General features: G+C 59.6%; 10 protein-coding genes. 4 read left to right on the forward strand and 6 right to left on the reverse strand.

What is annotated here, in order from left to right; genetic code table 11:
• Positions 1-77 precede the first annotated feature (77 nt).
• Entirely contained in the window at positions 78-1058 is a 981-nt protein-coding gene (locus WX88_RS15900; RefSeq protein WP_046245383.1) for an FAD binding domain-containing protein, read from the reverse strand.
• Entirely contained in the window at positions 1055-1690 is a 636-nt protein-coding gene (locus tag WX88_RS15905; protein WP_046245384.1) for a (2Fe-2S)-binding protein, read from the reverse strand. The genes WX88_RS15900 and WX88_RS15905 overlap by 4 nt, the downstream gene beginning before the upstream one ends.
• 682 nt (positions 1691-2372) lie before the next feature.
• On the opposite strand from WX88_RS15905, the gene WX88_RS15910 reads away from it, so the two are divergent.
• The 4 genes from WX88_RS15910 to WX88_RS15925 are packed head-to-tail and all read left to right on the forward strand — an operon-like array spanning position 2373 to position 7075.
• Positions 2373-2993: a phage tail protein gene (locus WX88_RS15910; RefSeq protein ID WP_072053031.1), complete on the forward strand. Its 621-nt coding sequence runs from the start codon at positions 2373-2375 to the stop codon at positions 2991-2993.
• A gap of 40 nt (positions 2994-3033) precedes the next feature.
• Positions 3034-3501 carry a YncE family protein gene (locus tag WX88_RS15915; protein ID WP_046245385.1) on the forward strand — a complete coding sequence of 156 codons (468 nt, stop codon included), beginning with the start codon at positions 3034-3036 and terminating at the stop codon, positions 3499-3501.
• A 14-nt stretch (positions 3502-3515) separates the two neighbouring features.
• Positions 3516-4199, forward strand: coding sequence for a hypothetical protein (locus tag WX88_RS15920; RefSeq protein WP_156176177.1), 684 nt, complete (start codon positions 3516-3518; stop codon positions 4197-4199).
• Complete coding sequence (locus WX88_RS15925; protein WP_046245387.1) at positions 4190-7075, forward strand: LamG-like jellyroll fold domain-containing protein; 2886 nt, start codon at positions 4190-4192, stop codon at positions 7073-7075. The genes WX88_RS15920 and WX88_RS15925 overlap by 10 nt, the downstream gene beginning before the upstream one ends.
• A gap of 406 nt (positions 7076-7481) precedes the next feature.
• Here the strand turns inward: WX88_RS15925 and WX88_RS15930 are convergent, their stop codons facing one another.
• The 4 genes from WX88_RS15930 to WX88_RS15945 form a co-directional block, all read right to left on the reverse strand.
• The gene (locus WX88_RS15930) at positions 7482-8489 is read right to left on the reverse strand and encodes a sensor histidine kinase (RefSeq protein WP_046245388.1); all 1008 of its coding nucleotides are present in this window, start codon (positions 8487-8489) and stop codon (positions 7482-7484) included.
• Positions 8490-8574: 85 nt separating this feature from the next.
• Positions 8575-9411 carry a DUF4249 domain-containing protein gene (locus WX88_RS15935; protein ID WP_046245389.1) on the reverse strand — a complete coding sequence of 279 codons (837 nt, stop codon included), beginning with the start codon at positions 9409-9411 and terminating at the stop codon, positions 8575-8577.
• A 20-nt stretch (positions 9412-9431) separates the two neighbouring features.
• The gene (locus WX88_RS15940) at positions 9432-11852 is read right to left on the reverse strand and encodes a TonB-dependent receptor (protein WP_082116075.1); all 2421 of its coding nucleotides are present in this window, start codon (positions 11850-11852) and stop codon (positions 9432-9434) included.
• Between the two features lie 149 nt (positions 11853-12001).
• Positions 12002-12328 (reverse strand): acyl carrier protein, encoded by a 327-nt coding sequence (locus WX88_RS15945; RefSeq protein ID WP_052732748.1) that lies wholly within the window; start codon positions 12326-12328, stop codon positions 12002-12004.
• Positions 12329-12418 lie beyond the last annotated feature (90 nt).

The following is a 12418-nucleotide window of genomic DNA, read 5'->3' on the forward strand; positions in this document are numbered from 1 at the left end:
GTAATGTAGCGTGGACTCTGCGAGTCCGCGAGTAGTGGGGTTCACCCGTGGACTCGCAGAGTCCACGCTACATGCAGTTAAGCCGCAGCCGCGGTTTTCAGGGCCTGCACAATGGTATTCGGCGCCAGCTTTAGCTTATATTCGTTGTGTTTGAAAGCCTTCGCTCCCTGCATGGCTACGTCCGCCGCCTGCCGGAAGCTGGCTTCCGTGGCGGGCTTGCCTATTAGGTGCTGCTCGGCGGCAGCGAGCCGCCAGGGCTTGTGGGCCACGCCGCCCATGGCCAGGCGGGCCGCTACGATGTTGTCGCCATCGAGGTCGAGGGCCGCGGCGACTGATACCAGGGCAAAGGCGTAGCTCGCGCGCTCCCGCACTTTGTAGTAGCTCACGTACCGGGTAAAATGTCCGTCGGGCACCTCCACGGCAGTAATGAGTTCGCCCGGCTCCAGGGTCGTGTCTTTTTCAGGAGCGTCGCCGGGCAGGCGGTGCAAGTCGGCAAAAGCAATGCTGCGGTCGCCTTTGGGGCCGCTCACCAATACGGTGGCATCCAGAGCCGCCAGGGCCACGCTCATGTCGGAAGGGTGCACGGCAATGCACTTGTCACTGAAGCCGAAAATGGCGTGCATGCGGTTAATGCCTTCGAGTGCCCCGCAGCCGGAGCCCGGCTGGCGCTTGTTGCAGGGCAGGGTCACGTCGTAGAAATAGGGGCAGCGGGTGCGCTGGAGCAGGTTGCCACCCACGGTGGCCATGTTGCGCAGCTGGGCCGAAGCCCCGGCATTGAGCGCCTGCGCTAGCAGCGGGTGCCGCTCGCGCACCAGTTGGTGGTTGGCCACGGTCGCGTTCAGGGCCAGCGCGCCGATGCGCAGGCTATTTTTCTGGTGCTCGATTTTGGTGAGCGGCAGGCGGTTGATATCGACCAGCTTTTGCGGGGTCATCACGCCGCGCTTCATTAGGTCGACTAGGTTGGTGCCGCCCGCAATGAAGGTGGCATTAGGGTCTTTGGCCACGGCAGTAATAGCCGTCCGCTGCTGGGTTGGCCGCACGTACTGGAACTGGTTCATACCTTTTGCCCTCCCTGCTTCACTTCCTGAATGGCGGCCACAATGTTGGCGTAAGCCCCGCAACGGCAGATGTTGCCACTCATATATTCCCGGATTTCCGCCTCCGAGTCGGCGTGGCCCTCGCGCACACACGCCACAGCACTCATAATCTGCCCCGGCGTGCAGTAGCCGCACTGAAAGCCGTCATGCTTCACAAACGCCTCCTGCATGGGGTGCAGCTTGTCGCCATCGGCCAGGCCCTCGATGGTCGTGATTTTCTTGCCCTCGTGCATCACCGCGAAGCTTAAGCAGCTGTTCACGCGCTGCCCGTCTACGTGCACGGTACAGGCGCCACACTGGCCGTAGTCGCAGCCTTTTTTGGTGCCCGTCAGGTGCAGCTGTTCGCGCAGCAAGTCGAGCAGGGTGGTGCGGGGCTCCACCGAGAACTTATATTTTTTGCCGTTGATTTCCAGCTTGAGGGGCATTTTTTCGAAGGCGGCAGCCACCGTCTCGTCCAGTTCGGCGCTGGCGGCGTGCACTACCGGGCCCGGCACCAGCGCCAGGGCCGTGAGCAGCGACGACTGCCTAAGAAAGCTCCGCCGGGCCTCGTCGTGGTTGGTCGGCGGTAGGTCAGTTTCAGGGTTCGTAGCCATGGGAGGGTAGTGGTAGGGGACAGGTAGGTTGAAAATTGTGGCAAGAGCCGCGTCACAGCCGCTGGCCCAGGTGCTGAATTCAGTACTGAATAAGCAGGTGGCGGGTTGAGCAGCAGTCTTATCTATTTTGCCGGACAGTGATGAGCTGTCCGTGATTAATTCCCTGCGACTAGAGCTTCCCGCCTTCCCACAGCTTTATGCCTGCCATGCGAACGGCTCTGGTGGAGCTGAAATACTGCGATGTTCTCGCTTCAAATGTAGTATTCTGGGTAGGGCGAATGTGCCAGGCAAACAACCCGCGCAGCGCTGGAAAAGACTAGCCTTTGAGGGTGGGGCACTGCTAGCCGGAGTGGCAGCGACCGTCTGAACTGTGGGCTATGGTGCGAGCCTTCCGCGCAAACAGTTGGGTTGAGATGGCAGCGCGAAAATTCTTATTAACAAGGCCGCATACTGCTTGCTCTCCCCAAATATGTTAGGAGTTAGCACCCACTATACTAGATATTATCGACTAATTGGGCCCTAGTTGTCGGGGGGGGGCAGTGTAAATGAAAGTATTATACTATATATTAAAAAATATGTAACTCGCTGCTGTATAGCTGTGCTTTGCTGCCGCGCCGCCAACCATTGTCGCTGACTTCACTATTGCTTTTTCTTCCTTTTACCACTTTTCACCCCCTCATTCATGGACGAGTTCATCGGCATCATCAAATTATTCGCGGGCAACTTTGCGCCCAGGGGCTGGGCCTTCTGCAACGGCGCTCAGCTATCTATTGCGCAGAATTCCGCTCTTTTCGCTATCATTGGCACCACTTACGGCGGCAATGGCCAAACCACCTTCGCACTACCGAACCTGAATGGCCGGGTCGTTATTGGAATGGGCCAAAGCGGCGGTACCAGCAACTACAATCAGGGAGAAGTGACGGGTAGCGAGAACGTTACCCTCACCACCAACCAATTGCCCGCGCACACCCATGCGCTGGCATTTTCGAGCGCGGCGGCTACTACCAGTTCCCCCACTGGCAACGTCCTGGCCCAAACCAACGGCCTGGTGACGAGCAGCGAAGAGGCCGTAACCGTGAATGCCTATGGCCCCGCAATCAACTTCGTGGCCGGCAACCCGGCCGCAATTGCTCCCGCGGGCGGTAGCCAGCCATTTCCCGTGCTACAGCCCTCCCTGGTATTGAACTACATCATTTGCATGGAGGGCGTGTTCCCACCCCAGAGTTTAGCCAACTGCCCCGCCCGAAAAGGTGACCCGGCCTTCTGTTCTGATACCCGGAACAGGGTCGCCTTTTTGGGTTAGGGGTCGCCGGTTATTTCATATTTCTACCTAGCTACTTACCGTGAAACACCACTACCTCCCAAAAAAGCGGCTGACGCAGGCGTGCCTGCTGTTGGCGTTGCTGCTCAGCCTCGCCTCAACCAGTCAGGCACAGGTGTATTACACCCTCTTCGACGCCGTGGCCACCGCGGGCGTGGGCGACGAATTGCGCCGGGTGCAAACCACCGGCACCGGCGACGCGCCGGTAACCACCAGCTTCGCCGGTGCCCCTGGAACCATCGTGGTCGATGCGGCCAACAACCGGGCCTTTGTGGCCGATGTTCGCAGCACTGCTCCAGCTATTCTGGTGTTTAACCTGGGCTCTGGCGCGCCGACCACTCTGCTGACTTTCTCCAGTGGCAACGTCCCGACCGGCCTGGCTCTCGACCCCGTCAACAACTACCTGTACTACATCTCAGCGATGGCTCCGCTGTCACAACCAACGACGAGCTACGCCGCATTAATACCGACGGCACGGGCGACAGACTGATTGAAATCAACTTGGTGAACCTGCCGGGTCCCATTGCGTTCGATGCGGGCAACAACCGGATTTTTATATCCAACATCCGCACGATTACCACTCAACCTAAATTGGTTACCTACAATCTGTCTACCCTCAGTAAGAGCACGTTTCTGAATCTGACCCTGGGCAATCCGGCTCCCGGCCTGGACATCGACAGCACGCTGGGCTACCTGTACTACGTAGTCTCTGATGGTAGCGCCACTAGCACAACCGATGCCGTTCATCGCATCAACCTCGATGGCAGTGGTGATATTGTCTTGGCTACCAGTTTTATAAATACCCCTAGAGCGCTGGTGCTGGACAAGCCCAACAACCGCTTGTTGATAGTCGATGCCCGCCTGGGTAGTTCCACGGTCACGCCCAAAATACGTGCTCTGGCCCTGAGTGCCAATCTTCCCAGCGTCTTCTTGAACCTGGCCTCAACCAGCCAGACCATGGCGGGAGTGGCGCTCGCGGAACAAGACCCGACGGTAACCACCAGACCACCCGTTATCATAAGCAGTACCTCGGCCAGCCTGGGCGGTGACGTAACGGCGGCCGGTTCGGCGGTCGTCACCGAGCGCGGGGTGGTGTACAGCTCAACCAATGTCACGCCTACGCTTGCCAATGCTACCAAAGTAACCATGGCGCGGGTACCGGCACCTTCTCCCAAATCATGGGCCTGACAGTCGGCACCAAGTATTATGTCCGGGCTTACGCCACCAGCGCGGTGGGTACGGCCTACGGAAGTATTCGAGACGTGACGATGCCCGCCAGCAGTGGGACCATCCGGCTGGACCTGGCCAGCGCCACAGGCCTGACGCCTACAGTTTCGAACGTGCCGTTCACCTTCGGCCAGGTTTATACGATTGATAAGACTGCCCCCGCCGCGCCGGTCGTGACCACGCCGGCTAACGGCAGCACTACCTCCGACACTACGCCCACCTGTGTTGGAACTGCCGACGCCAGCACTACCGTAAGCATCTACCTGGACGGGGTGTTAGCAGGCACAACGACGGCCGATGCCAGCGGCAATTGGAACTTCACATCTGCTCTGCCGCTGGCTAATGGCTCCCATACCGTGCGGGCCACGGCGACTGATGCCCTCGGCAACGTCAGTGGCAACAGCAACTCCTTCATCATTGATACCACGACGCCTACCACTATCAGCATCAGTAACTCGACCGTGTCGGAGAACCTGCCCGTGGGCACCCTCATCGGCATACTCACCGCGACGGCTCCCATAACGGGCCAAATCCATACCTACACGCTGGTACCCGGCACCGGCAGCACTGATAATGGCTCCTTCACCATTGTAGGCAATGGGCTGCGCACGGGTGCGGTGTTTGATTTTGAAACGCAGAGCAGCTATACAATACGGGGGCGGGCTACTAATGCTCTCAGCCAGTTCGTCGAACGGGCCTTTGTCATCACGATTAGCGACGTGGGAAATGCCGGGTACGTGAGCAGCACCACCGAGCAAATCACACAGGGCGTGCTGGCTGGCACCACCAACCAAGCCCTGCTGCGTATCATCGTGACGATGAATGATAATGCCGATAATTCGCTTAGTGCCAAGGCCTTCAACCTGACCAATGCCGGCACGACGCTGCCCGCCGACATAGCCGTGGCCCGCGTGTACTACACCGGCCCGAGCAACGCCTTCGCCACCAGCGCGCCGTTTGGCAGCCTGAATACGCCCGGGGCGGGCGCCTTCAGCATCAGTGGCAGTCAGGTGCTGCAACCCGGCGACAATTATTTCTGGCTGGCTTACGACGTGGCCCCGACCGCCGCCACCGGCAACCTCCTCGATGCCACGCTGCCTTCGTTTACGGTGGGCGGCACGGGCCGCACGCCCGCCGTCACGGCCCCGCTGGGAGCCCGGACGGTGGTGGCCGCGAGCCAGGTGGCCGGGCAGGCCCTCCGCTTCAGTGGCACGGCCATCGGCTACGTCGATTTCGGCGTCGCCAATCTCGACCTGATACTCGGTTCGCAGTACACGCAGGAGCTGTGGGTGAAGCCGACGGCCGCCAGCGGCAGCACCATGAACGGCGTGCTGGGCTATGACCCCGGCGTCGCTAATCAACGCTCGCCCTACAGTGCTATTTCCGAAAACAACCGGGTCGAAGCCGGTTTCGGCACAGGCCTGGGTATAACTACAATTACCACGAACCCTAACACTGTGACGCAGGGCCAGTGGAACCACGTGGTTGCTACCTACGATGGCACCGAGCTGCGGCTGTATGTGAATGGTAGCCTCGCGCTCTCAACAAATGCAGTAATACCCCCAGTTGCTATACCTGCGCGCTACGTGGGCACGCTGAATAGCACGGCGACCAGCTTCTTCAAGGGTGAAATAGACGAAGTAACGCAGTGGAAGCGGGCGCTGAGCCAGGACGAAATACGCCTGCGCCGGCACTTGGTGCTCAGCGGCCGCGAAATGGGGTTGGCCTCTTACGCGCAGTTCAACGAGGCCAGCGGTAATGTTTCCAACCTCATTAGCAGCATATTGGGTGCTCTTACGGGCAGTGGGGTGACGCGCGTAGCCAGCACGGCGCCCGTGGGCTTCGGCGAGAGCAGCCTGCAAGCGGTGAGCAATGGCAGCCTGACTTTTACGAACACGCGCACGGCCATCAACTTCACGGGCGTTACGGGTTCTTCCGCGGTGGTGGTGGCCCGGCTCGCCGGCCGCCCGTTGGGCACGCAGCCCACGGGCCTGCCCGCCACGCTCAACAATACGTACTGGATTATCAATCAGTACGGTACAGGTTTCTTCAACGCGGCGGTGACGTACACGCTCAGCACCAACAAAATCAGTGCCGCCGATGCAGCTACTCCGAACAACCTGAAGCTGCTCAGGCGCACCAGCAACAGCGACGGGGCTTTCGATGCGCCCCTCGCGGCCTCGGGAGCCAACCAGGCCGCAAGCTCCGTTACTTTCAGCGGACTAACCTCTTTTGGCCAGACGGTGATTGGCACCTCGGGCACCTCGCCCTTGCCGGTGGAGCTGGTCAGCTTCATGGCCGAGCGTCAGGCCGACGACGTCCTGCTGCGCTGGCAGACGGCCCAGGAGCTGAACAACGCCTATTTCGTGGTGGAAAGCAGCCCCGACGGCCGCGAGTTTCAGGCCCTGGCCCAAGTGCCGGGCCACGGTAACAGTGCCGAACCCCATTACTACCAGCTCACGGACGTTCGCGCCACCCGTTACGGTCAACCCCTTGTATACTACCGCCTGTGCCAGGTCGATACGGATGGCAGCAGCCGCTTTTCCCCCGTCGTCACGATGGCCCTTACCTCGCTCGCCAGCGTCAAGGTCGACGTTTTCCCCAACCCGGCCGCCGACGAGCTGCGCGTGCGTATCAGTGGCCTGAGCCAGGGCAGCATGCTGGCCCGCTTGGTTGATGCGCAGGGGCGCGAAGTGCTCCAAACCGACCCTCAGCTGGTTTCTGATTCTCAGTCGGAACTCTCCACCTCGGTTCGCCACCTGCCGGCCGGCGCTTACATCCTCACCATCACCCTTCCCGACCGCGTGGTACACCGTCTGGTGCTGATTGGCCGCTAGTTGAGCGTCAAGCAAAAAGCTCCGGATATGTAAAGCAGAAAGCCGCATAGCGGTGACAGAAACGCCTGGCGCCTCTGTCACCGCTATGCGGCTTTCTGCTTTTCCACTGTCGCTCTGTCGGGCAGAGTAGTTTCGTTCTGGCCCGTTCTCGTGTTGCGCCTCACGAGAACCCTTCGGGGCCGGCCCTCTCAAAAGAGAGGGGGGCCGAACGAGTCAAAACCAAGCAAGCAGGGTAGAATTTAACGACTCTGCGTCCTACCAGAAGACCGCGATACTGGCTGACAATAGCTTGATTAGGTGGTTACAGCCACTCCCATATTGATTCCCATCTCATCCGCCCCCCTCTTTTGGAGAGGGGCTTGCCGCTTAGGGGCACGTGAGGTTTCCGCGCGATGACCAACAAAAATCAACTCAGCAACGGCAGCCTGACGGTGAACTGGCCGCCTTCGCGCAGTATTTCTACGGGGTGTTCGGAGAGCAGGCGGTAGCGGTTGATGATGTTGCGCAGGCCGACTTTGGTTGATTGCTCGAAGCCGGTTTTGGGCTGTACGTTGTTTTGCACGCGCACGTAGGTGGAACCGGTTTCTGTAGCTAGCGTCACGCACAAGGGGTTTTCGGGCGAAATGACGTTGTGCTTGATGGCGTTTTCGACCAGCATTTGCAGGCTCAGTGGGGCCACATTGGTGGCGTAAGCGGCCGTGGAAATATGCTGCTCCACTTGCAGATTCTCGCGAAAGCGGGTTTTGTTGAGGTAGAGGTAGGCTTCCACGAAGGCTATTTCCTCGTGCAGGGGCACGGTGGTTTTGTCGCGGCTCACGAGCACGTAGCGGTACACGTCGGCGAGCTGTTCGAGGTAGGTCTGCGCGGGCTCGTTGTCGTCTTCGATGAGGGCGGCCAGGGTGTTGAGGGAGTTGAACAGGAAATGCGGGTCGAGCTGGCTACGGAGGGCCTCCAGCTCCGACTGAATGCCGGCCCGCGCCAGTGCCTCCGAGCGTTGCAGGTTCTTCTTCCACTCCCCGAAAAAATAGATGCTCTCGTAGAAGGAGGTGACCAGGATTGTCGGCACCATCTTGCCCAGAAACCCACTGAATATATTGCCTTTCTCACAGAGCGGTACGCCAAATAGTAGGCGGTGCAGCTCGTTCAGGAAGATAGTAGCCACGAACGTGAATGCCATGCTGCTCAGCGTTTGCAGCACCAGGCGGCGGGCAGTTTGGTCGTGGCGGGAAAACAGGCGGCGCAAGAGTATAAAGAGGGCCCGGTTACCTTCCCAGAGCAGTAGCGTAATGCTGAAGGCGAATAGAAACCCGTTGAGTATCGGAATGGTAAACTCCCGCGGCCACCCGTCGAAAAATAGGTGCATGATAACCGATACCAGCGGGATGCCGAGGAGGCGTAACCATTTGTCGTTCATGACGGGAAGAGAATAGGGTGAAGAATAGCAGCGGCCGCGCTCGCGCTACTGGCAAGCCGAAATCGGAAATGCCTTGGCTACTGGATTACTTAATGACAAGGGAATCCTGGCGGACGGTGTAGCCCGCGAAGTAACCTACGGCCTTGCGGGGCGATTTCGGCTGGACGTTGCGCACGTTGGTGCGGACGTTGGCCGGTGGCGCGGCAAACAGACCGCTGTTGTTGAGCTGGGTGACGACCTCGTTCAGAAAAAAGTAGTAGTCGCGGGGTAGGGAGTTCATTTCCACCCGGATGCTGTCGCCAAGCTCGAAAGTTTCTTCTTCTCCTTGATTGTTGTTCAGCTCGAAGGCGCCGATGTAGCGGCTGTCCACGAGTTCGTCGGAGCGCACGAACAGGTCGGAGGGCCGGTTCAGGAGGCGGCCGTTGCGAAATACCTTGAAGCGGTAGTAGTCGCCTATGCCGGGCAGCTCGGGGCCGTAGTACAGCACGTAGTAGCCTTCCTCATCCAGGGTAGTTTCCTCCCGGAATTCGGCCCGGATGCTGTCGATGGGGGGCGTGCGGCGGATTTCCGTTTCGGCTTGGTATTCTTCGCCTTCGGCCTGAATGGTGAGCGTGTAGCGGTTGCCGATTTTACCCCGGAATGTGTTGGTGGCGTACACGCCCGGCGCCTGTTCGCGCAGGATTTCGCGGTTGCCCTCGTTGTCGCTGATGGTCAGGACCGCGCCTGGCACCGGAGGCAGGGCCTGCTCATCAAAATAAGGAACCGTTTTGGTCAGCTTTACTAGGTACGGGCCGGGTTGGTCCGTCACGGCGCCATCGACTACCAGCAGGGGTTGGCCTTCGGGAATGTCGACGTCAATAACCTCTTCGCAGGCGCTGAGGCTGAAGGTGGCGGCTAGCAGCAGGAGAATGGTGCGTTTCATGGATGGTGGAGGTGACGCCCCTAAAAATTGAAGTTGTAAGTAACCGCCGGAATGATGGAGCCAAACACGGCCAGGCGGACGGCTTCGGTGCGGTTGGGGCTGTCTTCGTTTTGGCGGAAATAGATGCTGTAGGGGTTGCGGCGGCCGTACACGTTGTAGATGGAGAATACCCAGTTGCTTTCCCATTTGGGAGCCCAGCGGGGGCCGCGGCCCTTGCGGCCTTGCAAGGTGGCGGCCAGGTCGAGGCGGTGGTAGGCGGGCACGCGGTAATTGTTGCGTATGTCGTTGTTCACGTTCGGGATGACCAAGCCCTGGTACACGTAGCGCGAGTCGGGGAAGGTGGTGGCAATGCCGGTGCTGTAGTTGAACGTGCCCGACACGGTCCAGCGCGGGGCCAGGGCGTAGATGCCCACCACGGCGAGGTAGTGCGTTTTATCGTACTTATTCACGTACCACTCGCCGTTGTTGATGCCATCAATTTTGCGCTCCGAGCGACTGAGCGTGTAGCTGACCCAGCCGGTGAGCGGGCCGGTGTTTTTCTTCACGTAAAACTCGGCGCCGTAGGCGCGGCCATCGCCGTAGAGCAGGTCGGCTTCGAGGAATTCGTTGAGCAGGGTATTGGCGCCGTCGATGTAGTCAACCTGGTTGTCCATGCGCTTGCCGTACACTTCCACGCTGGCCTCGTAGGCGTTGTCCTTGAAGTTGCGGAAGTAGCCCACCGCCACTTGGTCGGCGTGCTCGGGCTTGGTGTTGGTGGTGCTGGGCGTCCAGACGTCGAGCGGCGACGAGGCCGTGGTATTCGACACCAGGTGAATGTACTGCACCATGCGGTTGTAGCTGGCTTTCAGCGAGCTGGTTTCCGAAAGCGAGTAGCGCACCGATGCCCGCGGCTCCACATTAGGGTAGCGCTTGATAACGTCACCGCTAGTGTATTCGCGCGGGTTGACGGGCGTTTTCTGGCGGCCATTGGGGCCCACGTAGTCGTACACGGTGCCCGCGCCCAGGTAGTCAAACGCCGTGACCCGCAGGCCATACTGCGCCGAGAAGCGCGGCGAAAACGTGTGCTCGTGGTCCAGGTAAGCGGCGTATTCGTTGGCCTGCTGCTTCTGCAGGTTCAGCGGGCGGAAAATCGAGCTTGGGTCGGTGGGCCGCACGGTGCCAGGCACGAAATTGTACCGAATGGTGCTGGCCCCGAAATGCAGGGTGCTTTGGTCCGCCAGCTGGTAGTTGAAATCAAGCTTGCCGCTGTAGCTCACAATGCTCGATTTCCAGTTGAAGCCCTGCGCACCCTCCGGCACGCCCAGCGCGTAATCGTACTGGCTGGCCGTGGCCGTTACCGTCGAAAACAGCCGGGAGTTGAAAGTGTGGTTCCAGCCCGCGGTGCCAAAGCTGTTGCCGAAATTATTACGAAACTCCTGCCCAAAGTTGAACACGTCACGGCCCAGGTAGCCTGACAAGAACACCCGGTCTTTTTCGCCCAGACTGTAGTTGGCTTTAGCGGTAAAGTCATAGAAGTAAGCCTGGTTGTCGCGCTGGTCAGGAATCAGCTTCAGAAACAAGTCGCCGTAGGAGCGGCGGCCCGCCACCACAAACGAGCCCTTGTCCTTCACAATCGGTGCCTCGATCGACAGGCGCGAGGAAATGGAGCCGATGCCGCCCGTGCCGCTCAGCCGCTGCTTGTTGCCTTCCTTCAGGCGCACGTCGAGCAACGACGATAGCCGCCCGCCGTACTGGGCCGGAATACCGCCCTTCACTAGCTTCAGGTCGCTGATGGCGTCGGGGTTGAACACCGAAAACAGGCCGAACAAGTGCGAACTGTTGTAGATGGGCGCCTCGTCCAGCAGCACCAGGTTCTGGTCGATGCTGCCGCCACGCACGTTGAAGCCCGAGGCACCCTCGCCCACCGTGCTCACGCCCGGCAGCAGCTGAATGCTGCGAATTACGTCGACTTCGCCCAGCAGCGCCGGCACCAGCTTAATGGTTTTGGCATCGAGTCGGTTCACGCCCATTTCCGTGCTTTTCACGTTCTCATCGGGCCGGCGGCCGCGCACCACCACTTCATCGGTTTGCACACCCTGGGTGGCCAGGCGCACGGAGCGCGTGGCGTTACCAGTGAGCGTGAGCGTGACGCTCTGCGGCTCGAAACCAACAAACCGGTAGGTAACCAGGTGGGTGCCCTTAGGCAAAGCCAGGGAATAGAAGCCTTTTTCGTCGGTGGTGGTGCCCGTGCTCAAGGCTTGCACAAAGACTGTGGCCCCAATCAGCGGCTCGCCTTTGGCGTCTTTCAGGTAGCCGCTCAGCGTGGCCTGCTCAGCGGTAGGCGTGGTAGGAATGGAGGGTAGCACCGGCTGTTGCGCTCGCGCCGCCCCATACCAACCGGTACCGAGCAGGAGCAGCGTGGTGGCGCCTAGCAAGCGTGAAAATTGCTGATTCTGAAACATAATGGGAAAAAGATAGGCATATCGACTATGCAGGCAAACAGTTGAGGCAGCACCCCAACGCTCCGGTTTCGTGGCCTTTGAGAATGGGGAAACGCTACCGCAGTCACCCACTACAACGCTTTCTCTACCGAAATACTGTAATTATGAAATTATGAACTCTGCTTTAGTCCAAGCCCTTCGCACCCGTGACCAGCGCCGGACAATGGACCAGTCAAGGCTTCGGGCGGCGGGGTGTGGGTGGCCATGTAGTAGCTGAACTCATCGGGGGTGATGAACGGCACGTCGTCGGGAATAGTGATGTGGAAGCTGTCCTCCAGCTCCAGAATGATTTCCACCGCCTCAAGAAGGTCGAGGCAGAGCTGAATCAGCCAGCGGTTGAGGCGCAAGCTGTTCAGTCGAAAGGGCTCATGCTGGCCAGTAATGCGCAGCACCTGCTGCCAGATGAACCGAGAGGCAAAAACACTGGTCGGAGTCATGAGAACGAATGAGAGGTTGAAACCAAAACGCAACTAAACCCGCAAGCTAAGCGGGCAGCTTGCAGGCCCCAAGCGTGAGGCAGGAAGCGG

This window comes from Hymenobacter terrenus (genome assembly GCF_000972495.1).
Classification (GTDB): Bacteria; Bacteroidota; Bacteroidia; order Cytophagales; family Hymenobacteraceae; genus Hymenobacter; species Hymenobacter terrenus.

Coding starts and splice junctions, on each gene's coding strand:
- WX88_RS15900 (WP_046245383.1), bottom strand. CDS start 1,058: ATGAACCAGTTCCAGTACGTGCGGCCAACCCAGCAGCGGACGGCTATT.
- WX88_RS15905 (WP_046245384.1), bottom strand. CDS start 1,690: ATGGCTACGAACCCTGAAACTGACCTACCGCCGACCAACCACGACGAG.
- WX88_RS15910 (WP_072053031.1), top strand. CDS start 2,373: ATGGACGAGTTCATCGGCATCATCAAATTATTCGCGGGCAACTTTGCG.
- WX88_RS15925 (WP_046245387.1), top strand. CDS start 4,190: ATGGGCCTGACAGTCGGCACCAAGTATTATGTCCGGGCTTACGCCACC.
- WX88_RS15930 (WP_046245388.1), bottom strand. CDS start 8,489: ATGAACGACAAATGGTTACGCCTCCTCGGCATCCCGCTGGTATCGGTT.
- WX88_RS15935 (WP_046245389.1), bottom strand. CDS start 9,411: ATGAAACGCACCATTCTCCTGCTGCTAGCCGCCACCTTCAGCCTCAGC.
- WX88_RS15940 (WP_082116075.1), bottom strand. CDS start 11,852: ATGTTTCAGAATCAGCAATTTTCACGCTTGCTAGGCGCCACCACGCTG.
- WX88_RS15945 (WP_052732748.1), bottom strand. CDS start 12,328: ATGACTCCGACCAGTGTTTTTGCCTCTCGGTTCATCTGGCAGCAGGTG.